Below are 24,080 nucleotides of genomic sequence, written 5' to 3' on the forward strand. Positions count from 1 at the left end.
TAATATTATTTTATAAATCTTTCACAAAAGCGAGAATAAGCGTGATGATGGTGGCTTTTGCCTAGTCTAGCTTAGATGTTAAATCATCCCTCTTTGTGGATGATTTTTTTTTGCTCTTTTTTTATAATTGATACAATGGCATATACAGAAAAAGAGTAGTGATATTTATGAAAGATAATATAGTAACGGTTCAGCATCTTTCCTTTACTTATAGGGACACAAAACATCCAGCTGTAAACGACGTTAGCTTTAATATTCCAAAAGGTTCATGGACAACCTTAGTTGGTCATAATGGTAGTGGGAAGTCGACAATTGCACGTCTGTTAGACGGAATCCTTTTACCTGATGAAAACTCTGAAACTTTAATCCAAATTGATGGAATTACTCTTAATGAAAAGACGATGTGGGATATTAGAGATAAGGTAGGTATTGTATTTCAAAATCCTGATAATCAATTCGTGGGAGCAACTGTTGAAGATGATGTAGCATTTGGCTTAGAAAATAGACAAGTTCCAAGATTAAAAATGCAAACCATTGTTCATGATGTAATTAATCAGGTAGGAATGTTAAAATTTCAAAAAAGTGAGCCACAATATTTATCTGGTGGTCAAAAACAAAGAGTAGCTATTGCAGGAATTTTAGCAATTGGTCCGAAATTAATTATTTTAGATGAGTCCACTAGTATGCTGGATCCAGCAGGGAAAGATAAGATTCTAGCCCTCATTAAAAAAGTACAAAAAGAAAATGGGTTGACTATATTTTCGATTACGCATGATATTAATGAGGCGTCTCAAGCAGATCAAATACTTGTTTTAAACCAGGGAACCCTTCTTGCTAGTGGCTCACCAATAGAGATTTTTAAAGATGAATCTTTAATTAAAAGTGCTGGTTTAGAACTACCATTATTTTATAAGGTTAAAAACAAACTTATAAAGCGGGGAATATCTGTTCCTCAAGAAATTGATAATGAAAAAAAGTTGGTGAACTATTTGTGTCAATTAAATTTAAAAATGTAGATTACGTCTATGCTCCCGGAACCCCTTTTCAGACTCAGGGATTAAGTAACATATCTTTTGAAATAAAAGATGGATCTTTTGTAGCAATTGCGGGTCATACTGGTAGTGGCAAATCGACATTGATGCAGCATTTTGATGGATTATTACTGCCGAGTAAGGGGAGTATTACTATTGCTAATCAAACTATTACTGTTGATACACCAAATAAAGTATTAAAAGAAATAAGAAAAAAAGTTGGTTTGGTTTTTCAGTTTCCAGAAAATCAGCTTTTTGAAGAAACTGTTCTTAAAGATGTAATGTTTGGACCGCTTAATTTTGGCTTTTCAGAAGAAAAAGCTAAAGAGCAAGCTATGCGCTGGATTGAAAAAGTAGGTCTCCCAGAGGAAACTATGAGTAAATCTCCGTTTGAACTTTCTGGAGGACAAATGCGACGAGTAGCGATTGCTGGAGTAATGGCTTATGAACCAGATATCTTATGTCTAGACGAACCAGCTGCTGGATTAGATCCAGAAGGCCAAAAGCAGATGTTTGACATCTTTAAAAATTATCAACAACTGGGACATACAGTGGTTCTAATTTCTCATAATATGGAGGATATAAGTAAATATGCGGATGATATGTTGGTCCTAGAACAAGGGCAAATGATTAAACATGCTAGTCCAAAAGAAGTTTTTTCAGATGCCGATTGGGTAAAAAAACATTATTTAGATGAACCCGCCCCGAGTAAGCTAGCTCGTAGTTTGCAAAAAGTTGGTTTTCATTTTTCATCGATGCCGCTTACTGTTGAATCGTTAGTAGAAGAGATTTCAAAAGAGTTAAGAGCGAAGGGAGGAAATTAATGAGCAAAATAATTATTGGACGTTATATTCCGGGTGATTCAATTATTTATAAAATGGATCCAAGGGGAAAGATAATTGCTACATTTTTATTCATTGTCATTATTTTCTTGGCTAATAATTGGTTGTCTTACTTGTTCTTATCTGTTTTTACTCTACTTGCAGTTTGGGCTACGAAGTTAAAACCAAAAGTTTTTTGGGATGGTGTCAAACCTTTAATTTGGTTGATTCTTTTTACATCAGTTTTACAATTGTTTTTTACTACTGGTGGAAAAATATATTGGCACTGGGGAATTTTGAATATTAGTGAATATGGTATTCAAAATTCTATTTTTATTTTCATTCGTTTTGTAATGATTATTTTAATTTCTACTGTTCTTACTTTAACTACAACGTCTTTGGAGATTGCCGATGGAATGGAATGGATTTTAAAGCCATTAGGTTACTTAAAAGTGCCAGTTGCTCAGATTGCTCTTGTAATGTCCATTGCCCTTAGATTTGTACCCATATTATTAGATCAAGCTATTAGAATTATGAATGCGCAGAGAGCGCGAGGAGCTGATTTTAACAGTGGAGGATTAATTAAAAGAATTCATTCAATTATTCCAATTTTAATTCCATTATTCATTGGTTCTTTAACAATCGCAATTGATTTGGCAACCGCAATGGAAGCAAGAGGCTACCGAGAAGGGGCAAAAAGGACACGTTATCGCGTTTTAAAGTGGTCAAAGTATGATTGGATTAACTTGGGCTATTTCACGCTCTTAACACTAATTTTATTGCTTACAAGGACATATTAAACAATGACGACAAGATATAGATTAACAATGGCGTACGATGGGCATCTTTTTCATGGTTTTCAAATTCAGCCAAATGAACGAACAGTGCAGGGAGTAATAGAAGAAGCACTGAAAAAGATGACTAAGGGAAAAAGAGTGGTTGTACATGGTTCTGGACGAACAGACGCTGGAGTTCATGCAAAAGGACAAGTAATACATTTTGACTATCCTGGGAAAAAGATCCCTGCTAAGAATATGATGCTAGCTTTAAATGCACTCATGCCGATTGATACAGTGTTTTTTGATAGTGAAATTGTAGATTCTAATTTTCATGTGCAATATTCAACTAAAGGAAAATGGTATCGCTATATTGTAGATCAACATCGTTTTACTGATCCTTTTAATCGTTTTTATACGGGACATTATCCATATCCTTTAAACATTCAACTAATGCAAAAAGCTGCTAAAGACTTGATTGGGGAACATGATTTTACTAGTTTTGCAGCAAGTGGTGGACAAATTGTTGATAAAGTTCGAACAATTTATTACGTAAATATCACTTCTGATCCAGATAATAAAAAAATTATTTTTGACTTTATTGGAAATGGTTTTTTATATAACATGGTGAGAATCCTAGTTGGGACTTTATTGGAAATTGGCAATAAGAAGCGTCCAGTAGATGATATACCACGAGTTTTGGCTGCCAAAGATCGTCAAGAAGTTAGAACAACGGCACCTGCAAGTGGTTTATATTTACAACATGTTTTTTATGAAGATGTTCCTAAAAAATATCGATTAGACCTTAAAAAAGATTGACTTTTTGGACAAAACGACGTAAATTAGTATACGTATGTTTGTCCACGATAGGCCCCGGAAACTTATTGTTTGTCAAACAGAAGAAAAACGGAGGAATTTAAAGTGCGTACTACCCCATTAGCTAAAACTAGTGATATTAAACGTAAGTGGTATGTTATCGATGCGACTGATGTTTCACTTGGTCGTTTATCAACTGCTGTAGCATCAATTTTAAGAGGTAAGAATAAGCCTCAATATACACCAAATGTTGATACTGGTGATTATGTTATTGTTGTTAACGCAGGTAAATTGAAGTTGACTGGTAAAAAAGCAACTGATAAGATCTACTACCACCACTCAGATTACCGTGGCGGTTTAAGAGCTACTCCTGCCGGTGAATTATTAGCTAAGAACCCAGTAAGATTAGTTGAATTATCTGTAAAAGGCATGTTGCCAAAGAATACTCTTGGTCACCAAGAATTCATGAAGATGCATGTTTACGCTGGTGAAGACCACGAACACGCAGCACAAAAGCCTGAAAAGTTAGACATCAACGAATTAATCTAGGAGGTTTTAAATAATGGCACAACAAGCAGCTTACGCTGGAACTGGTCGTCGTAAAGATTCTGTTGCCCGCGTACGTTTAGTACCAGGCAATGGTCAAATTACCATTAACAAAGAAGACGTAACTAAGTACATTCCATACCCTAACTTGGTTCAAGATATGAAGCAACCATTAGCATTAACTGAAACTGAAGGTCAATACAACGTTGAAGTTAATGTTAACGGTGGTGGTTTCTCAGGACAAGCTGGTGCAATTCGTTTAGGTATTGCACGTGCACTTCTTGAAGTTGACCCAGATTTCCGTGGTCCACTTAAGAAGGCTGGCATGTTAACTCGTGACCCAAGAATGAAGGAAAGAAAGAAGCCAGGTTTGAAGAAAGCCCGCAAAGCTTCACAATTCTCAAAGCGTTAATATTTATATTACGTTTTATGCAAAAGACATCTCGAAAGGGATGTCTTTTTTGTTGGAAAAATATTGTTCAGATTTTTAGTTTATGATATATTTTTACTTATAATTTTATTAAAATTAAAAGCATTATTTATAAGGAAAGATTAAAGTGAAAGCAAACGACAAGAAAATGCAAGATATAAAAAATAATCTTTATGGACTTTATATAGCAAGTTTCCTGCTTCTACTGGGGGTTGTTTTTCGTAATCTTATTTCATGGTCTTGGCTAAGACTTACATTTGAATTTGGATTTATTTATTTGATATTTGAATCAATTAAGTATCAGTGGAGATTTTATAAGCTTAAAAGAGCTTCTTTAGTGAAAGGTGAATAATTTATAATATAGTTTATAAATAAAGTAATATCTTTATCTTTAATGAAATTAAATTAGTCAAGTAACAGAAAAAAGGTTAGACATAATAGCTTAATAACTAAAACCATATATTTAAACTAAGATTAAGAATTCATAAAGGTTTTGAACTATAATAATATAGAAAGTTAATCTTAAGAAAGGTTCTATATTATTTATATGAAATATTTAATTACAGGAGCAACAGGCAATTTAGGAGAAAAAGTTACTCGTTGGCTGAGAACAATGACTCCGGAAACTAATATCCGAGTTGGAATCCATAATTTAAAAAAGGCTGACAAGTTTAGTGACTTAGCTGTGGAAAAAGTTAAACTAGACTATTTTGATTTGGATACGTTAAAAAAAGCCGTTGACGGAATTGATCTTGTCATTTATATTCCAAGCATTACTTATAACTTGCAGAAAAGAATTACAGAATTTGAAAATGTTTTACAAGTTGTAAAAGAAGCTAAATCTAAATTGATTTTTGTAAGTTTTTTCGCAGATCAAGAAAATAATCCATTTGTGATGTCTCCATTTTATGCATATGTACCAAGAAGACTTGCTAGCTCAGGAATTGAATATAGCATTGTAAAAAATAGTCTTTATGCCGATCCATTAGTTCCGGACTTAGATGAGTTGATTCAACGTAAGAATATTATTTATCCGGTTGGAGCTAAGCCATTATCATTTATAACTCGTAATGATAGTGCACATGCAATTGCTTGTTTAGCTATGCAACCAGTGATGAGAGATCAGGGACAAACGTATCTTTTAAGTATGGATAAAAATTATAATATGGTTGAGCTATCTTATATTATGTCTCGAATTACAGATCATCAAATCGGTTATGCACCAGTGACAACCGATGAATTTGCTAAAATTTATGCTGATGAAGGTGATGGAGTAGAACTTGCTTCAATGTATGCAGGTGGTGCTAAAGGCTTGCTGAGTGCGACGTCTGATGATTTTCATAGGTTAACTGGAAGAGAACCAGAAGAGATGGAACACTTTTTAAGAAATGGTTATCAAATTGCGCGATTATAGTTCCTAATGGTTTAATTTAAAATAAAATATGTTATACTAAATATAGTAAGTGCTTAGAGAAAAATTAATTGTAATTATAAGTGTAGACGCAATGCTGAGAAAAGACCGTAAGTTTGCTATTAGCTACACGTACTTTTAATTTAGGTATGAATTAAAAGTTATCTTATTATTTTAACTGTTATATACGAAAAAAGAGATCAGACATTAAAATCTGATCTCTTTTTCGATAAAAATAATTAGAGACTTTGATCAATATTCTTAGCTAAGTAATCGTAAAGCATAGCTTTTTCTAATTCTTTAGTATCATAGCCTAAGGTACGAGCAATAGTGTAGGCGTATGCCCAAGCAGTAGCAGGTCCGCGGCTAGTAATGATTTTGTGTTCTTTATCCACAACAGTAATATCAGTGCTGAAGTGGCCATTTGGACATTCTTCTTCGATTTGTTTTTCAAAACCTGGATAACAAGTGTAGTTAGCTCCTTCAAGTAAGCCATAGTGTCCTAAAGCAATTGGAGCAGCACACATTGCAGCATCCCATTTACCATTTTTATTTCTTTGAATCATTAAGTCAGCGAGCTTTTTGTTATTTCTCAAGTTCAAAGCGCCAGTTCTTCCGCCAGGGAAGGCAACTAAGTCATAATCAAGAAGTGAATCATCCACAACTTTATCACAAGTAAGTAAAATATGGTGGTCACCATTAATTTCTTTTTTATCTAAACCGACCATATCGCAATCAATATTTAATCGACGTAATACGTCAACAACGCTAAGGCCTTCAACTTCTTCACAGCCATCTGCGAAGACAACAGCTATTTTTGTCATTTAAAAGTCCTCCTTTTTTATTAAGTACTATACATTTTTTATTTTAACGCATTAAAATAATATTTTTTAATTTGAAGATTAAAAAAGAATCAAGAAAATGCGTATATAAATATAGAGGAAAAATTAGCGAAAGATATTGTATTAGAAAAAATTGTGAAACACTAAATGTAGTAGTGTTTTTTAAAATACTTGAATTAACGCAGTATTCTGTTAACATTGAGATAATTGAGACAGAATTTGTGAAACAATTTAAGAAAAGAGGGTAAAAAGATGGCTACTGAAGTTTATTTAGTAAGACATGGGGAAACGATGTTTAATCAGTTGAATAAAGTTCAAGGTTGGGCAGATTCACCATTAACTGTAAAAGGAATTAATGATTTAAAAGTAACTGCATCGAATTTATCTCAGGTTCACTTTGATAAAATGTATAGTTCTGATTTGAAGAGAGCCATTGATACAGTTCACTTAATTGCGGATGCAAATGAGGTTTCAGAAATAGGAAAGATTAAGAAGTTCCCAGCATTTCGTGAAGTATTTTTCGGTACTTTTGAGGGTGACGATATTGATGAAACTTGGAAAAAGGTTGCCAAGGCCGGCGGAATGGAGCCTACAAGTGATGTGGTAAAAATTATTCAGACTTTAGGAATTCATGATTTTCGTGAAGCTACTAAAAAAGCTGACCCACGTCATTTAGCAGAAGATGCAGAAGCTTTAGATAATCGAATGAATCAGGCAATTAGTCAATTAGCTGAAGAAACTAAGGGGGTCGGAAGAGTCTTAATAGTTTCTCATGGTGACTTTATTAAAACTTTAGGAATTAAGTATTGGGATCAAACTAGTCATGATCATGATATTCCATTTCCAGATAACGGAAGTGTTACGCGAGGAATTATTGATGATAATGGAAAATTTAGAATAATTAATTACGGTGTTAAAAATACTGATATCCCGAATTTATAAGATGCAGCTATCAAGTTGCATCTTTTTTAATATAAATTTGAAGGATGCTCTTTTGCAGAATGTTCTACATGTTCAATCATGGCATCAATCATAAATAAAACATCAGGATCATTTAAAAAGTAAAATACATGTGTTCCATGTTTATGATGCTTAACTAAATTATACTTTTCTAAAATGCCTAATTGTTTTGAGACGATAGGTTGGGCCAGCTCAAGATTAGTTGCGATTGTAGAGACGGCAACTTCTCCAGAAGAGTTGCGTAAAAAAAATAAAATAGAAATTCGGCGACTATTGCTTAAAACTTTATATATTTTAGCTGCTTCATTGACTAGGGATATATCTAATTGTTTCATTATCTAAACCTCATTGACAATATATCAAAAATGGAATATTATACTTTCTGCATATAAGTATATCAAATTCGATATATTTATGGAGAATAAACATGAAAGATAAATCATCATTACGTTATTTTTGGGTAACACTATTAAATATTATTATTACAATTGCTGAGTTTATTGGGGGAGCTATTTCTGGATCCTTAGCTTTGCTCTCGGATGCTGTGCATAATTTAAGTGACGTAGGTTCGATAATTTTAGCTTTTGTGGCTAACTTGATTGCTAAGAGAAAACGAAATAATAGTAAAACTTTTGGATATGATCGAGCAGAGATCTTAGCAGCTTTTACTAACGGGATTATTTTAATAGTAATTAGTATTTATTTGTTTATCGAAGGAATTCAACGTTTTAGCCATCCGGAACCAATTAAGGGAAAAATTATGTTAATTGTTTCTTTAATTGGTTTAGCTGCAAATCTCATTTCAATGCTAGTAGTTATGAAGGAAGCAAAAACTAGTCTTAATGCAAAAGCTACATTTTTAAATATGCTTTCGGATGCCATAACTAGTGTTGCAGTTGTGATTGGAGCAGTTGTAATTTCAATTTGGAAAATTTACTGGGTTGATCCTGTTTTGACGATAGCAGCTTCGGTATTTTTACTTAAAGAAGCCTATGAAGTTACTATTAAAGCTGCTAATATTTTAATGGAGACGAACCCTAGCATCGATTTAAATAAGATAAATGAATTAGTCTTATCTTGTCCACATGTGAATAACATTCACCATGTGCATGTTTGGCAATATTCAGACAATGTGACGATGTTAGACGCACATATTAATGTGGATAAAAATTTAGATGCTGTGCAATTAGAAAAGATATACACAGAAATTGCTAAAAAATTGAAGCCGCTTGGAATTAACCATGTGACACTTCAAGCAGAATGCACACATGGAATTAGTGATAAAATGATTTTTGACGATAAAGAAGATTAGTTAATCTGGTTTTGCTGCTATTTGGTAAAATAGGGGCAAAGCCTTTTATTTTAAGGAGCAGAGAAAAATGAAGTTTGATACTAATGATCTAAAAGAAAATCTAAAAAATTATCAAAAGAAAGCTACAGACCAATTTAAGGACTTTGCTGAAAATGATTGGCCCGATATCAAAGACCACCTAACTGAAAAAGGACAACAAGCTGGAAATTTTTTGAAACAAAACGGTGGAAAAGCTTATCAGAATTCCGTAAAGGCTTTTAAGAAAGCAGTTCGAAACTTAGACCAAAAAGTAAATGGCACAAGCATACACAAGGATGATAAATAAAATGAAGGTAAATATTTGGGTTGCAGTTATAGTGCTATTAATTGGATTATGGGATTTATACATAGCCTATAACCGTTATCAAAAAAAGAAAATGACTAAAAAAGATGTTAAAGATAATCTGACAAAGGGAACTATAGGAGCTTTAACAACTCTTCCATCGAGTGGAAAAGTTGGTGTCATTTCCTTTACAATCTTAGGTGTCGTTTTTACCATTACTGGAATTATTTTGTTTTTTATGATTTAAATGAGGTAGGTGAGAAGAAAGTTGGCCAAATTAGTTTTAGTTAGGCATGGCGAAAGTATAGCTAATCGTGATAATGTTTATACGGGCTGGAATGATGTGCCTTTAAGTAAAAAGGGGATTGAACAAGCAAAAAATGCAGGTCTTAAGGTAGAAAAAATAGCTGAATTTGCGCCAACACATATCCATACTTCTGTCTTATCACGTGCAATTATGACAGCTGATATTATTGCGGATGTTTGCAGCTTTTTATATTTACCTATTACTAAGACTTGGCGTTTAAATGAGCGTCACTATGGGGCACTTCGCGGTATTAATAAGGATGTTTCAAAAAAGATCTTTGGTAAAGAACAGGTATTAAAGTGGAGACGTGGTTTTGACAGTGTGCCACCACTTTTAACGCAACCTGTTCAAGATCGAAGATATCAAAAATATGATATGCGTCTAATGCCTCAAGGAGAAAGTTTACATCAAACTCAGGAGCGATTAATGCCATATTTTTGGGACCATATTGCACCTGAATTAATGGCTGGTCACGATCAATTAGTTGTAGCCCATGGCTCAAGTTTGCGTGCTCTTATCAAGAAAATCGAAAATATTAGTAATAAAGATATTGTAAAAGTTGAAGTTCCAAATGCGGAACCAATCGTTTATACTTTTGATTCTGACTTGCATATTATTAAAAAAGAAATTTTACACTAATTGAGTAGACAGTGGTCTACTCTTTTTTAATAGTTTGTATAGGTATTTTTATGGTAAAATTTTTTACGAGTATATTGAACAAATTCTTGTAGAGTAGGAGAAAATAATGCGTAAAATATTTTTATTAAGAGGAGCACCCGGATCAGGCAAATCTTCCTTCATTGCTCGTCACCACTTGCAGCCTTACGCTATTTCTCGTGATGAAATTAGGCTGCTACTAGCGGATTTGACAGTTTATTATGAGGAAAGTACAGATCAGTTGCACCAAGTTATTCCTCGCCACGTAACTGTACGTACAGAACAGATGGTTGATAATTTAGTACAGCATAAAATGGCCTATGGTGAAACGATTATTGTCGATGGTACTCATATCACACCTGATAAAATTGAACACTTCCGTCCTTGGGTAGAAAAGTATCGCTATGAACTATTTGTAGTTGATTTAATGCAAAATAATAGCTTGGAAAGCTTACTACGCAGAAATCAAACTAGAATGCATTATGATTGGGTTAAGCCTGACGTAATAAAGATGATGTATGAACAATATGAAGCTAACCCGGAAGTACCATCTTGGGCATATTCTATTTTACCTAATGGAATGGAGCGAGCTTTAAGCCAAAGAGAAAAGAATTTAGATCATTATTCACATGTGGTTTGTGTGCCAGATAAGGTTAAGCCAGAAGATTTTCCACATGTTCATATTTCTAATTTCTATTTTTCTTTTAATGATGAATTTACTAAAAAGTATGGAACTTATCGAAACGTAATTACTCTAGGTAAGACTAGGGATGAAATCATTGAACAATTTAGACTCCCATACTTTGTATTTAAATTCCACCACAAGCATTTCTTAATTTCTGCTTATCCGATTCGAAATGAAATGCTAGATCCTATTCGAAAAGTAAAAGGAGTTTGGTCTTACTCAACTGGATTATATAATGTAGCTGATTTTGTGAAAGAATTTCCAGAAAATGAACATCAACATGTTCATCAATTTAATTTAAGTAAGATTGATTCTACTCGTTTACTACATATTTGGTAATAAAAATGAGAAGGTTGAAGACCATCCTGATAAAATTGGGATTGTATCAGTTTCTACCTGCTCATTTTTTTATATAAAAGATTATTTTAGTAAGAATATTACAGATTTTATATAACTAAAATATTAAAAATAACAATAAAAAAACATTATGTGAATTATTATGTGAAAAGTTGGGTATAATTTAAGTAATAAGAGAAAAGAATAAGGAGGAGTATACGCGTGTTTTTTAATAAAAAAGATAATGACAGCAAGCAACGGTTTGGTATTAGAAAATTAACTGTAGGAGCTTGCTCTGTATTGTTATCCACATTAATCTTGGGAGTAGAAATGCAGGAACCAACCTCAAAGGTTCAAGCTGCCACTACAGATACTTCCAACAATTATAGTACGACGGAACCAGCGAAGAATTCTAAAAATACTTATTTAACTTCTAGTGAAGTAAAAGAAACAACAACTGAAGCTACCTCGGTAAGTAAGAAAGAAAAGTCAGCTGTTGATAATGCTGGTCAAAATTTATCAAAAGAAAATGATGATAAAACAGTAATCCCTTCAGCGTCTGTTACTGAAAATAATAAATTAAATACGGTTAGTAATAAGACTGAATCAAATACAGAAGATTCAGCAAAGACAGAAGCTTTAAATAATAATGAGGAAAACAAGAATACAGGAGACTCTAATAAGGAAAATACTGTAGAAAATACTGCTAATGCCAATACTGTAGCCGAAGATACAGCTAGTCTAGATTTAAATAAAGTCAAAGATAATGGTAGGATCAATAATTTAAAAGATACAGTTGAGATCTCTTTGCTTAAAAGTGCTACGGTTTCTAAATTACGTACATTATCATCATCAAACGATATAGCTGGAGCTGATGAAATTAAAGCAAGTGCAGCAGTAACCATTCCAAGTAATGATGGACGCTATACTTTATACATTTCAAGAAATACTTGGGGAAATACTACAGATGGTACTCAACCAGCTAAGGTTTTACTTTCAGGAAATGTTCTCACTGGTGATACTGTAACTATTTCAATTCCAAGCTATGGCATTGTCGGCGTAACTCAACCAACTATAGACGCTAACTATGGTAGTGCATCTATAAAGGATGTTGGTAATGAGAAAGTAGTTACTTATAACTTCACTACTTCTGGAGTTATTAATCCGATTATTACGATTCCCGCTGATAATGGATATGGCGCTAAACCACAACCGATGCAGATTACGCAACCTACGGTTAAGGATATTACGTGGACAATTAATGGTGTAGAGCAAACATCAGCTAAATTTCATATTGATATTAACCCTGTATGGAATCCGAAATTTGCTTTAAGTAAACCTAATCCAGAGTCTACTGATCAAAATGCGTTAAAGAAGATGATTCCTAATTATGAATCAATCTATCAACTAGCAATTAATGAAACTAACGGGGTTGCTCCGGGCCAAGACTACAGCAACACGCCTCTTCCTTCTCAAAAAATTAATAGTGCCGTTAATTATGGCACTATAATTACAATCCCAATGCCTAAAGGTTATGTGTTAGATCAATCTGCCACAATGCAACTTAATAATTTTGGGGATAAAACTACCATTACTCAAGAAGGTAATAACGTTATTATCACTGTACCAAAAGGTTCCGGTACGCAAAACTGGAATAGCGGACCGGCATACCAACTTGTTGGGTCATATGATATTGCCATGCCAGCTATCGCTACCACCTATACGGCTGATGCTCCTATTACGATTGTGCAAAAGCTTAATGATGATGGTAGTCAAACAAAAGTTTGGAATGGTCCAATAGTAAGTCAAGATTTTTATGGCACAAATGATGAGATTCCGTTAGGCCAAATGCCGCTTTATGCCCAAGCTGCCTATTATGGGAATCAGCTGTTAAATAACGGCCATAAACACATCGTTGCTTACTTTGGTATTACCAATGAATCAATTGCTTCATACAATGATTACAGTAGTAAACTTGCTTTTAATTTTGATGAGGGTCTTGGTGTAACTGAACTAAAAACACCGACTATCCCTGGTACAAGTAACTATAAGTACACCATTACTTACGCAGATGGTACAACGAGTGAAGGACAAGTAAATGCTGGTGAAACTATTACTGGAACTGGGGTAATTACTAACATTGTAGTTAGCCCTGATGACCTTGAAAGAGATCAAAGTACAGCTATTAACTTGCCACTTAATAATTTTGTAAATCAAACTACTCAGTCAGTGAACGCGTTTGAAGCATATGGTGCTGTTCCAGATACAGTTAAGCCGGGTACACAATTAGTCGCCAATATGACTTTTACTGGAACAATTCAACAAGGAAATGTAACAAGATATTTGACTAATAAAGTTCAATTTGGTCAGAATGTTGTTTCACCCAAGGATTTAACATCTTCTATAGGGATTTGGAGTAACCAAACTTCAACTGCAACTGGTAAATCAAATGTAGCCGGTATGTCTCTAGCTTATGGTGGTGGACAGACAAATAATATCTATGAACCGATTTTTTACTATGTTTTACCGGAATGGTTCTCAGTTTATGATTTTTCAACTGACTATACTAAGTTACCGCAGTTTTGGCCAAATAGTAATAATGGTGTAGTAGGTGTGCCTAAGTTATCACTGTTTACTGTACCAACAAATATTCCAGGTTTGTCACGTCAAGTTGTCAAGATTGACTATTCAGGTACTGGCTATAATTATCTCTCCGGTGGCGGAGCCAATAACTATATTCACTTCAATACCTTGCCTGATGGAGCTAATGGAACTTATCAAGGGATGATCTATATTGTTAGTCCAACAACAAAACTAACCAATGCTGCCTATAATCCTAATAACACAAGCAATTTTGCTCCAAGTGGTATTACTTTTAATCCGGATTGGGTACAGGGAAACACTTCTAATCTTTATTATGTCGGAAGTGCAGGCTTTACCATTAATCAAGTCGGTGGTGCTAACACGGCTAGTGTTGCTCAGGGTAATCAAGATGATATCTTGGTTGATTCTGGGATTTCTAATCTCTATGACTCCAATGAGATGGAATATGCAGTTCGTCTAATTAATAGCTCAGGTGCTAATTTAACTAATGTTGTTGCTTTGGTGAACTTACCACAAGCTTCCGACACTAGCTTTACTTTTCAACTAAGTGGTCGTCCTGTTTACGATGGTGATAAGACGAATTACACGTTCTTATATTCTACGGAATTGGGTGATCTTAAGAGTAATAGCGATCCTGATGGTACTAAACCCGATGAAACCGGGTATGTTACAGCAGATCAAGTAACTGATTGGTCTAAGATTAAGTCAATTATTATTAAAACTTCATCCTTAAATAATAATGGAAGTTCAGATCGTTTGATTTTTACAGGAATAGATCCTAACTTGGTAAATGATGCTGGTAAGACGGGATATATTAGTACTGGATTTTATTCAGATACTACGAAGCCATTTATAAGCAGTGAGGCAATATATAATGCAAGTACCGATCCTAACAAAGTAAAGCCAGCTAATATTACCGTAACTGGTGAAGCTAAGATTAACTTCAAGCTTCGATATACTGATGAAAATGGTCAAGTTCAGACTGTTGATCTTCCTGAATTAAGTACTGGTTACAATTTAGCCCAAAACAATACAATGTTGACTGAACAGGAAGCTATCAATCTTGCAAATAGGAATGCAGCATCTTCTATCCCTGCTAACTACGAAATTAAGTCAGCGATTTTGCAATCTGGTGGTAAGACTTGGCAAACTAATGCACCAGAAGGTACTCCTGTCTTTGGTGGAAATGTTCAATACTTCTATAATAATGCAACTGTAATATTAGAGGCTGTGCCAATTCAACGTACGATTAAGTATCAGGTCATTGATGAAAACGATCCATCAAATCCGGTAACTATTCAATCATTAACTGATTTATTAAGTAATGGTCAAGCAATTACTGGGAATCAAGGAAGTAATGTTCCAGCTGATGCAACAACTGCATATGATGCAGTTAAGAGTGCTTTAGAAGCTAAAGGCTATGTTATTAGTTCAAAGAGTAGTACTGTACCAACAACTTTTGGTCCAGATAATACTGCATTAACGATTTATGTAACTCATAAGCGTGTAAAGGTAAGTACACCAGATCAATGGCCAAGTAGTAGTACCGATACAGATAAAGTTGCACTTTCGAAAACACTTACTAGAACTATCAAAGTTGAAGGCTTACCAACACCAGTTGAAGGAACTACTCAAAGCGTAACGTTTAACAGAACCGCGATTGTTGATGAAGTCACAGGTAAAGTAATAGGTTATGTAGATCCAAGTGATAGTACTAAGACAATTACAGATGGTGATGCTGCATGGACGAGCACCAATAATCAATGGGATTCATTTGTTCCATCAAACGTTCCAGCGGGCTATTCAATTGAATCAATTACTGATGCAAACGGTAATTATTCTGATGTTACTAGCGCAGATGGTAAACTAACAGGTGTAGCGCAAACTACTGTTTCAGCTAACGAAAGTGATGTTACAGTAACTATCACTTATCAAGGTAATCAAGTAAGCAATACAATTACTTTTATTGATACTGATGATAACAATAAACAAGTTGGAGAAACTATTACCATTAGCGGTCGTGTTGGAGAAACCGATAGCAATCTTAATTTAACTGTTCCAGAAGGCTATGAACTGGCTAATGGAGCAAGCTTACCAACAAGTTATACCTTTGAAGCAACTAACACTCCAATTACTATTCCACTTGTTCATAAACATAAGATTGTTGGACCTAATGACACTTGGCCAAGTAGTAGTACTGAGACAGACAAAGTTCCACTTTCTGAAACGATTACTCGCACTATTACTGTGGCTGGACTTCCTACAAATGTTCCATCTGTTGAACAAAATGTTAACTTTACTAGAACTGCAATTGTTGATGAAGTCACAGGTAAAGTAATAGGTTATATAGATCCAAGTGATAGTACTAAGACAATTACAGATGGTGATGCTGCATGGACGAGCACCAATGCAACTTGGAGTAGCTGGGCTAGCTCAACTGTTCCAGAAGGCTACTATATTGAAAGTGCAAGAGTCGGTAATACTGACTATCCTGCAGTAACAACTAATGCAAATGGCATTATTACTGGTTTAAATAGTATTACAGTGACTCCAGAGATGAGTTCGATAACAGTTAATGTGGTCTACAACAAGGTCAATCTTGATTTAACGATTAATCATGATACTATTACTAATACCTACAATGGCAGTGAACAACCAGTTTCTACCGATATAATTAGTGAAATTACTCATACTGTTGTTTCATCAAATACTGATGTATCTGTTCAAAATATTGCTCAAGCTATTCAAGATGCTAACTTGACGTCAGATGATTATTCATACACAGATGACCAAGGTAATATTTTAGCTGGCGCACCAACTAACGCTGGTAATTACCGCATTATTTTGAACCAAAATGGTTTAGATAAATTAAAGCAAGTCGCTGGCGGTTTAACAATTAATTATGATCCAAGTAAGTCATACGTTAACTACACGATTGAAAAGGCACAAGCAACAGCCGAATTAAAAGGAAATAATTCTAAAACATACGATGCTAAGGCAGTAAGTAATGTTGAAGTTACTAAAGATGGTAATATCAAGATTACCGCAAATGTTCCTGGCACTACTCAAGGTGCATATCAACTTCAAGCAGGCGACTATGATTGGTACAGCGAAGATGGTTCAACAAAATTAAATGGTGCACCAACAAATGTTGGAAATTACACAATTAAGTTGAACAGTACTGGAATTGCAAACATTAAAGCGCATTATGGTAACAGCAATAATGTTAATTGGACTGATGATGCAATTACAGGTAGTGCGACTTACGAGATTACTAAGGCAGCTGCTACTATTTCATTAACTGAAGAAAACAAACAAACCAGCACTTGGACAGGTGATGTAATTCCTGTAAATCCAGCTGATTTTGTACCAACTATTATCACTGATAATGGTCAAACTTTGACTGTTCCAGTTGGTACTTTAGGTGTTGGAGATTACACAGTTACTCCTTCACCAGTTGTACCAGATACTTATAAAGTTTCATTGACTCCAGAAGGTATTGAAAAGATTAAAAGAGCTATTCCAACTAGTGGAAACTATGTTTGGAGTAAAGCTGGTAATGGTTTGTTAGAAATTGTCAAAGCTAAAGCTGATTACCAAATGTCAGGTAGTGGCGAAACTACTTATACTGGTTCTCCAGTAGAGTTGCCAATGAATCAACTTAAAGCAGCAATTTCTTCATCTAATACAGTTAGTGGACAAAATCTAGTAATTCCCAATTTTGATGCTAATGACTTTACTTGGTCGAGTGGTAATGCACCAACTAATGCTGGTGAGTATACTATTAAGTTAAGTGAAACTGGTATTAATAAGATTACTACTGCCAATCCAAATTATGGCTTAACTCTGGGCACTAATGTCTTTACTTATACCATTAAGGCAGCTGACGCTACAGCTAAGTTAACTGGGAACAATCGTAAGATTTATAATGGGCAAGCAACTACTACAGCAGAAGTTAATAGTAATGGTCAAATAAAGGTAGCATTAGATTATTTAGGGAAGACAGAAAATTATACCTTACAGACTGGTGACTATACTTGGTCAACTTCTGATGGAAATGCGCCAACTGACGTTGGCACTTATACTATCAAATTGACTAGTGTCGGCTTGACGAACTTGCAAAAGGTAATCAATGATAAGAATGGTGTAGGTAATGTCAATTTAATTACAGCTGCTAATAATGCAGGAACTGCTAACTTCGAAATTATTAAGGCAATCCCAAGTGCATCATTTACTGGTCAAGACCAAAAGACTTATGATGGTACACCAATTGCTGGTTATGTGCCAACTTTGACGATTACTGCTCCTGGTCCACATGATGTAGCTTTAGGTGCTGGCACTGATTATGTTTGGACTAAGGATGGTCAAACATTTACTACAGCTCCAACTGATGCAGGGGAGTATACTGTTTCCTTAACATCGAAGGGAATTGGTAAGATCAAAGCAGCAAATGCAGCAAATCTTGATTGGTCAAATGTAACGATTAATGAAAATGCAAGTTACACGATCAATAAGGCACAAGCAACAGTTAACTTTGATAATCCTGCTAGTCAAACTGTTGAATATGGTAAGAATACATTTGATGCAAATAACTTCAAACCAATTATTTCAACAAATAATCAGGTAACTGTTAACATTCCAGAAGGTGTGACTCTTTCTGCAGATGCTGGTGACTTTGAATTCACTGCTGCAAATGGTGATAAAACAACTACTGTACCAACTGAGTTAGGCACTTATACTGTTACTCTAAGTGAAAATGGTTTTAAGAAGCTTCAATCACAGACTAATAATTATAATTGGATAAATGCTGCAATTGGTACCTACACAGTAAATAAGGCAACCAATATATCTGTAATCTTAGATGGGCATCAAGAAGTAACTTATACAGGTAATACATTTACAAATAGTGATATTAATGTTGATGATTACCAAGTAGTTCTTGGTAATGGTCAAACTTACAAGTTAGTTGCTGGGGATTTGGAATTTGTTTCAAGTCAAAATCCAACTAATGTTGGCTCTTATAAGGTTCAACTATCTGCACAAGGTAAGGAAAATATTGCTAAGATAGGTGCAACTCATTACAGCTACAACTTTGATAATACCGGTACTCGTAATTTCGAAATCCAAAAAGCTATACCAAGTGTTAAATTTAATGCCAGTGCTGAAAAGGTATTTGATGGTACGCCAATTGCTCTTGATAATTATGCTACTAAGCCTGCAGTCACGGTAACTGCACCAGGAAATCCAACTGTTACTCTGGAAGATGGCGATTATGTTTGGGTAAAAGATGGGATTACTTATACAACTGCTCCAAGCAATGTTGGTGTGTATACTGTCGAGTTATCTGAATCAGGTAAGAATAAAATACTGCAAAACAGTAATAATTCAGAAAACCTTGATTGGTCTAACGCCAAAATTAGCGGTGAAGGTTCATATGTAATTACTGAGACTACTGCTAGTGCAAATCTTTCCGGGAGTTCATCTAAGACATATGATGGCAAGCCAGTAACTACGACTGAGATTAATGCCAAAGATGGTACAGTTGAAGTAACTATTAGCATTTCAAACAGCAATGAAACTGTAACTTATAAGTTGCAAGCTGGCGACTATACTTGGAATACACCTAACGAAGATGCTCCAACTGATGCAGGTAGTTATACATTAAGTTTGAGCAAGACCGGTCTTGCTAACTTCCAAAGTACAATTGATAACAAGTGGGGTGAAGGTAACGTTAAGATCACAGATAGCGATCTTAAGGGAGAAGCTACCTTTACGATTACCAAGGATAATATCGCTATTTCAGGAAACCATACTCAAACAAGGACATATACAGGAAATCCACAAGTAGTAGATCCGGGTAACTTCCCAATTACGTTGGTACCTGATGGTGATGGTCCAGTTCCAACAATTCCAGATGGTACGTTAACAAGCGATGACTTTGTAGTTAAGGATAAAGATGGAAATCCTGTAGATCCAACTAATGTTGGTGACTACACAGTTTACTTAACTCCAGAAGGAGTTGAGAAACTTAAGGAGCTCAATCCAAACTATAACTGGCCAACAACTGAACAAGAAGTTGGAAAATTAGTAATTGAGACAGCTCAAGTAAATGCAATTGTAAGTGGTGAAAATAGCCGTATCTACAATGGACAAGTAATCAGTACGGTAGATCTCTACAACGGCGGAGACATTGATGTTACGATTTCTGGAATTAATGGTGCCAAGATTACTTATACATTGAGAGAGGGGGATTACGATTGGAGTGTTACTGATCCAACTAATGTTGGTACTTATACTTTAACTTTGAACAGTACCGGAATTAGTCATTTGCAAGAAGTGCTTACTGAAAAATATGGTGCTGGAAACGTAACTCTTGAGAATACAGCAGTAACTGGAAACGCTAGGTTCACAATTACTCCAGCTCCAATCATTATTTCAGGAAACGGTAGTCAGATCGGGACATACACAGGAAATCCACAAGTAGTAGATCCAGGTAACTTCCCAATTACGCTGATACCTGATGGTGATGGTCCAGTTCCAACAATTCCGGATGGTACGTTAACAAGCGATGACTTTGTAGTTAAGGATAAAGATGGAAATCCTGTAGATCCAACTAATGTTGGTGATTACACGGTTTACTTAACTTCAGAAGGTGTTGAAAAACTTAAGGAGCTCAATCCAAACTATGATTGGCCAACGACTGAACAAGAAGTTGGTACTTTGACTGTTACTCCAGCAAAAATGGATGTAACTTTATCAGGGAATGGTTCTAAGGTTTCTGATGGTCAACCAGCAAGCGTTGATCTTTCAACTTTGTTAGACAACTTAACTGGTAACAATCTTAATAAAGATGGTTTAACATTGGATAACTTTAGCTGGAATACTCCAGATGGTAATGCTCCAACTGAAGTAGGTAATTACACGATTACTTTAAGCGAAAATGGTTTGAAGAAACTTCAAGATAATAATTCAAATTACACTGTTAACATAACTGGTGAATTTAAGTATAGTATCACTCCTGCTAGTCAAAAGATTGAATACGTTGATGGCAATGGTAAGATTATTAAGGCTATCGACAATATTGGTACAGACTCATCTAACTATGGTGACAAAGTTGACTTTGATGTAAAGCAGAATGTTCCAAAAGATTACAAGCTGGTCGATTCTAACGTTCCAACACAAATCACTATTGAAAATGGTGTGACGAAATTTGTTATTGAACCTAATATTGTAACAACAACTGAGACTAAGACCGTAACTAGAACGATTATTGTTGAAGATCCAGATGGTAGTGAAACTCAAGTTGTTCAAAGAGTAACGTTTACTCGGCCTAAGTACACTGATCCAGTAAATGGAGAAGTAACATACGGTGAATGGGATAAACCTGCTGGTAACTGGGATAAATACGATGCTCCAGACATTCCAGGCTACACTTCAAATGAAGTACCAGTAGAAGAGGTAACTCCAAATACTGCAGACAAGACAGTAACTGTGAAGTACACGAAGAATCCACCAATTGAAACAACTGAGAGTAAGACCATAACTAGAACGATTATTGTTGAAGATCCAGATGGTAGTGAAACTCAAGTTGTTCAAAAGGTAACATTTACTCGGCCTAAGTACACTGATCCAGTAAATGGAGAAGTAACATACGGTGAATGGGATAAACCTGCTGGTAACTGGGATAAATACGATGCTCCAGACATTCCAGGCTACATTTCACCTAAGGTATTAGAAGAGGTTGTAACTCCAGATACAGAAGATAGAACTATAAGAATTGCTTACAGCAAACAACAAAAGCCAGGAACTCCTACTACTCCATCTAAGCATGAAGATAATAAGAAACCTGGTGAAGTATCAGCAGTGAAGCTACAAGTTTCAACTAATAAGACAAGTGAAGCAAATACTGTACAAAGGAATGTAGGAAAGCAAGTACAAAGAACTCATATTAATAAGAAGAATGATCAAATATTGCCTCAAACAGGTACCCACAAGGATATGCTTGCAATTATATCTGGAGCACTTGCAGCAGGAATTGGATTATTAGGATTAGGTTTTGATCGAAAAAAGAAAAAATAAAAGTGAAGTATAAGAAATATTCTAAAAGAGAACGACCTAATTAAAACTCTTTATAGATATTTAAAAAGGAATTAGGCAGCTGAAAATAGCTGTTTGATTCCTTTTTTCATATTGCTATTTAAAGTTAGATAAGGCCTTTTTAAACAAAAAATCCTGTTGGTGAAATATAAAAAATATTCATCAACAGGATAGAAATATATTTTGAGTCTACTATAAATTAGCTTTGATTCTCTTCAACTGACTCATTCCGTTCGTCTGCATCATCTACTGATTTAGCTACTTGTTGATCAGGTTTATATGGGCGCTTAATAGGCATCCCCATTGGATTCTGTCCTTTAGACATTAATACAGTAGGAATATTTGATGTAACTTTTTCAGGCTTCTTCAATCCTTCAATTTCCCACGTAAATGGAGCAAATTCGTTTTTTGGATTTACCCAATTTGGGTGCTTTTTAGAAAGAAGATAAAGTCCTAAACAAGTAAGTAATACAACAGCAACTAAAACTGCAATAACAATTACATAAGTTACTGGAGATCCAACTTCTGCCTTAACTTGTGCTGGTGGATAAAAGGCAAGAACTATACCGAAAACTGATGAAATAAGACCAACACCGGCAATAATCCAAGCTCCTACTTTACCACCGGGTACTTTAAATGAACGAGGACGGTTAGGTTGTTGATAGCGTAAGCGTAAGAATGTCACAAACATTAGAATGTAGTAGAAAAGATATAGAACAGTTACACACTGTGTTAGTAAAATTACAAATCCTTCTACGTTTGGAATTAACTTGAATAAATATGCAATAATAGTCATTCCAGCCATTTGAACATAAACTAGTCGAGCAGGCATCCCATGCTTATTTTTCTTTTGTAACCATTTTGGTAAAAATCCGCTACCACCAGCTTGTGCAAGCATAACTGATGGAGCTGCTAGCTCAGTTACAGTAGAAGCAACTAAATTGAAAAGTCCGACCCACATTAGAACTAGATACAACCAAGGAAATGCAAATGTTTCACCAAGAACTTTAAATACCGTAACTAATGAATATAGAACATTAATTTGTTTCTCGGGAACAATCATTGCGATGATTACCGTACCTACTACGAAGATTAAGAATACTAAGATCAAAGTAATAAAGACTGAGGCTACAAAGTCCTTTTCTGGATGCTTTAATCGTTTAATGAAAGCTGCATTTTCATCGATTCCAGTATAAGAAAAGAATACGCCAGCTGCTAGGGCTAAAGTGCTCATCCCGTTCCATTTTGGAATTAATTGTTTTGGTGCCATGGAAATAGCAGGTGTATGTCCCTGACATAACCAAACGATAGTTAAGATAATCATGATAGCTAATGGGATAAGTGTCCCAATTAAAACACCATACTTTGTAATAGTGGTAAAAGTTTTAACACCTCTATTAGCAATAATGGCCATAATCCAATATAAAATAATCCATCCAGTCATGATTAAAACAACGTGGGTAGGATTTTGAGCAAAGGCAACTGCTTTGTTATACATTGGCGTGTAGAACAAAATAGTTGCAGCGGAACTCGGCATCCCCATCCCGAAGTTAATCATTACCTGAAACCATAAAATCAACAGACAAGTTAATGCCCATCCTCTTCCTAAACCTTCGCCAACCCAGCGGAAAATACCACCACGGTTGCTCCAGCCAGAGGCTAGCTCTGCAGCTACTAAAGCTGTAGGAATGAAGAAGCAAATAGCACCGATTGCAAAATAGGTAACTGACGATAAACCATAAAAGGCTTCTTGGACATCATTACCTAAACCAGCGATGATTGCCACGTTCATTAGAGTTAGAGTCCATATGGAGATAAAGGCTTGTTTTTTAGCAGATCCTGCTTTATGAGAATTCTCCATTTTCTTTCTCTTCTCCTTTAAATATATACATATAGATAGATATCTACAATAAACAAAATCAATATGTTATTTATTAATCTGTTCATGCGTATAATAGTCTCATATTTCACAAAGTACAAATAAAAGGACTTCAAAAAGGAGCAAGGTATGGCAATAACATAGATCGAGATAGTACAGTAAATGTTTTATATATTGTGAATATAAGCACAAAATATAAAGACGAAGTTATAGTAATATAACTCGTAATAGCAAGCAGATAGATAACT

At 34.9% G+C, this 24,080-nt stretch carries 18 protein-coding genes; 15 read left to right on the plus strand and 3 right to left on the minus strand.

Annotated elements, in window-relative coordinates; translation table 11 throughout:
• Window positions 1-167: 167 nt before the first annotated feature.
• The 8 genes from H1A07_RS01710 (at window position 168) to H1A07_RS01745 (ending at window position 5,834) form a co-directional block, all read left to right on the plus strand.
• Window positions 168-1,016: an energy-coupling factor transporter ATPase gene (locus tag H1A07_RS01710; RefSeq protein WP_210145181.1), complete on the plus strand. Its 849-nt coding sequence runs from the start codon at window positions 168-170 to the stop codon at window positions 1,014-1,016.
• Entirely contained in the window at window positions 992-1,855 is an 864-nt protein-coding gene (locus tag H1A07_RS01715) for an energy-coupling factor transporter ATPase (RefSeq protein WP_210145182.1), read from the plus strand. Before H1A07_RS01710 ends, H1A07_RS01715 begins: the two co-directional genes overlap by 25 nt.
• Window positions 1,855-2,652, plus strand: a complete 798-nt coding sequence (locus H1A07_RS01720; RefSeq protein WP_094503298.1) for an energy-coupling factor transporter transmembrane component T family protein — start codon at window positions 1,855-1,857, stop codon at window positions 2,650-2,652. The genes H1A07_RS01715 and H1A07_RS01720 overlap by 1 nt, the downstream gene beginning before the upstream one ends.
• Window positions 2,653-2,655: 3 nt before the next feature.
• Window positions 2,656-3,447, plus strand: a complete 792-nt coding sequence (gene truA, locus H1A07_RS01725; RefSeq protein WP_094503297.1) for a tRNA pseudouridine(38-40) synthase TruA — start codon at window positions 2,656-2,658, stop codon at window positions 3,445-3,447.
• Window positions 3,448-3,549: 102 nt separating this feature from the next.
• Window positions 3,550-3,993, plus strand: a complete 444-nt coding sequence (gene rplM / locus H1A07_RS01730; RefSeq protein WP_003647806.1) for a 50S ribosomal protein L13 — start codon at window positions 3,550-3,552, stop codon at window positions 3,991-3,993.
• 13 nt (window positions 3,994-4,006) lie between these two features.
• Window positions 4,007-4,402 (plus strand): 30S ribosomal protein S9, encoded by a 396-nt coding sequence (gene rpsI, locus H1A07_RS01735; RefSeq protein ID WP_003647805.1) that lies wholly within the window; start codon window positions 4,007-4,009, stop codon window positions 4,400-4,402.
• Window positions 4,403-4,547: 145 nt separating this feature from the next.
• Entirely contained in the window at window positions 4,548-4,772 is a 225-nt protein-coding gene (locus tag H1A07_RS01740) for a hypothetical protein (protein ID WP_210145183.1), read from the plus strand.
• Window positions 4,773-4,967: 195 nt separating this feature from the next.
• Window positions 4,968-5,834 (plus strand): NmrA family NAD(P)-binding protein, encoded by an 867-nt coding sequence (locus H1A07_RS01745; protein ID WP_210145184.1) that lies wholly within the window; start codon window positions 4,968-4,970, stop codon window positions 5,832-5,834.
• 236 nt (window positions 5,835-6,070) lie between these two features.
• Here H1A07_RS01745 and H1A07_RS01750 read toward each other — a convergent pair whose 3' ends face one another.
• On the minus strand, window positions 6,071-6,655 hold the full coding sequence (locus tag H1A07_RS01750; protein WP_094503293.1) for a DJ-1 family glyoxalase III: 585 nt from the start codon (window positions 6,653-6,655) through the stop codon (window positions 6,071-6,073).
• Window positions 6,656-6,925: 270 nt separating this feature from the next.
• Between H1A07_RS01750 and H1A07_RS01755 the strand changes: the two genes are divergently transcribed.
• Window positions 6,926-7,615 carry a histidine phosphatase family protein gene (locus H1A07_RS01755; protein WP_094498972.1) on the plus strand — a complete coding sequence of 230 codons (690 nt, stop codon included), beginning with the start codon at window positions 6,926-6,928 and terminating at the stop codon, window positions 7,613-7,615.
• 26 nt (window positions 7,616-7,641) lie between these two features.
• On the opposite strand, the gene H1A07_RS01760 is transcribed toward H1A07_RS01755, so the two are convergent.
• Complete coding sequence (locus H1A07_RS01760) at window positions 7,642-7,968, minus strand: ArsR/SmtB family transcription factor (RefSeq protein ID WP_094498973.1); 327 nt, start codon at window positions 7,966-7,968, stop codon at window positions 7,642-7,644.
• Window positions 7,969-8,060: 92 nt separating this feature from the next.
• Here H1A07_RS01760 and H1A07_RS01765 point away from each other — a divergent pair, with 92 nt between their 5' ends.
• The 6 genes from H1A07_RS01765 (at window position 8,061) to H1A07_RS01790 (ending at window position 21,935) form a co-directional block, all read left to right on the plus strand.
• The gene (locus tag H1A07_RS01765; RefSeq protein WP_057719077.1) at window positions 8,061-8,945 is read left to right on the plus strand and encodes a cation diffusion facilitator family transporter; all 885 of its coding nucleotides are present in this window, start codon (window positions 8,061-8,063) and stop codon (window positions 8,943-8,945) included.
• A 67-nt stretch (window positions 8,946-9,012) separates the two neighbouring features.
• Entirely contained in the window at window positions 9,013-9,270 is a 258-nt protein-coding gene (locus tag H1A07_RS01770) for a hypothetical protein (RefSeq protein ID WP_057719076.1), read from the plus strand.
• A 1-nt stretch (window position 9,271) separates the two neighbouring features.
• Window positions 9,272-9,514, plus strand: coding sequence for a hypothetical protein (locus H1A07_RS01775; RefSeq protein ID WP_057719075.1), 243 nt, complete (start codon window positions 9,272-9,274; stop codon window positions 9,512-9,514).
• A 21-nt stretch (window positions 9,515-9,535) separates the two neighbouring features.
• A complete protein-coding gene (locus tag H1A07_RS01780; protein WP_057719074.1) occupies window positions 9,536-10,213 on the plus strand; it encodes a 2,3-bisphosphoglycerate-dependent phosphoglycerate mutase in 678 nt (225 codons plus the stop codon).
• Between the two features lie 106 nt (window positions 10,214-10,319).
• On the plus strand, window positions 10,320-11,255 hold the full coding sequence (locus H1A07_RS01785) for an AAA family ATPase (RefSeq protein ID WP_094495747.1): 936 nt from the start codon (window positions 10,320-10,322) through the stop codon (window positions 11,253-11,255).
• A 219-nt stretch (window positions 11,256-11,474) separates the two neighbouring features.
• Window positions 11,475-21,935, plus strand: a complete 10,461-nt coding sequence (locus tag H1A07_RS01790; RefSeq protein ID WP_210145185.1) for an MBG domain-containing protein — start codon at window positions 11,475-11,477, stop codon at window positions 21,933-21,935.
• Window positions 21,936-22,152: 217 nt separating this feature from the next.
• Here H1A07_RS01790 and H1A07_RS01795 read toward each other — a convergent pair whose 3' ends face one another.
• The gene (locus H1A07_RS01795) at window positions 22,153-23,814 is read right to left on the minus strand and encodes an APC family permease (protein WP_057718791.1); all 1,662 of its coding nucleotides are present in this window, start codon (window positions 23,812-23,814) and stop codon (window positions 22,153-22,155) included.
• Between the last annotated feature and the right edge of the window lie 266 nt (window positions 23,815-24,080).

The organism is Lactobacillus taiwanensis, assembly GCF_017894345.1.
Lineage (GTDB): Bacteria > Bacillota > Bacilli > Lactobacillales > Lactobacillaceae > Lactobacillus > Lactobacillus taiwanensis.

Bases quoted from the DNA above. Each gene is read 5' to 3' on its own strand.
- H1A07_RS01710 (WP_210145181.1), top strand. From the start codon at position 168: ATGAAAGATAATATAGTAACGGTTCAGCATCTTTCCTTTACTTATAGG.
- H1A07_RS01720 (WP_094503298.1), top strand. From the start codon at position 1,855: ATGAGCAAAATAATTATTGGACGTTATATTCCGGGTGATTCAATTATT.
- truA (WP_094503297.1), top strand. From the start codon at position 2,656: ATGACGACAAGATATAGATTAACAATGGCGTACGATGGGCATCTTTTT.
- rpsI (WP_003647805.1), top strand. From the start codon at position 4,007: ATGGCACAACAAGCAGCTTACGCTGGAACTGGTCGTCGTAAAGATTCT.
- H1A07_RS01745 (WP_210145184.1), top strand. From the start codon at position 4,968: ATGAAATATTTAATTACAGGAGCAACAGGCAATTTAGGAGAAAAAGTT.
- H1A07_RS01750 (WP_094503293.1), bottom strand. From the start codon at position 6,655: ATGACAAAAATAGCTGTTGTCTTCGCAGATGGCTGTGAAGAAGTTGAA.
- H1A07_RS01755 (WP_094498972.1), top strand. From the start codon at position 6,926: ATGGCTACTGAAGTTTATTTAGTAAGACATGGGGAAACGATGTTTAAT.
- H1A07_RS01760 (WP_094498973.1), bottom strand. From the start codon at position 7,968: ATGAAACAATTAGATATATCCCTAGTCAATGAAGCAGCTAAAATATAT.
- H1A07_RS01765 (WP_057719077.1), top strand. From the start codon at position 8,061: ATGAAAGATAAATCATCATTACGTTATTTTTGGGTAACACTATTAAAT.
- H1A07_RS01770 (WP_057719076.1), top strand. From the start codon at position 9,013: ATGAAGTTTGATACTAATGATCTAAAAGAAAATCTAAAAAATTATCAA.
- H1A07_RS01775 (WP_057719075.1), top strand. From the start codon at position 9,272: ATGAAGGTAAATATTTGGGTTGCAGTTATAGTGCTATTAATTGGATTA.
- H1A07_RS01785 (WP_094495747.1), top strand. From the start codon at position 10,320: ATGCGTAAAATATTTTTATTAAGAGGAGCACCCGGATCAGGCAAATCT.
- H1A07_RS01795 (WP_057718791.1), bottom strand. From the start codon at position 23,814: ATGGAGAATTCTCATAAAGCAGGATCTGCTAAAAAACAAGCCTTTATC.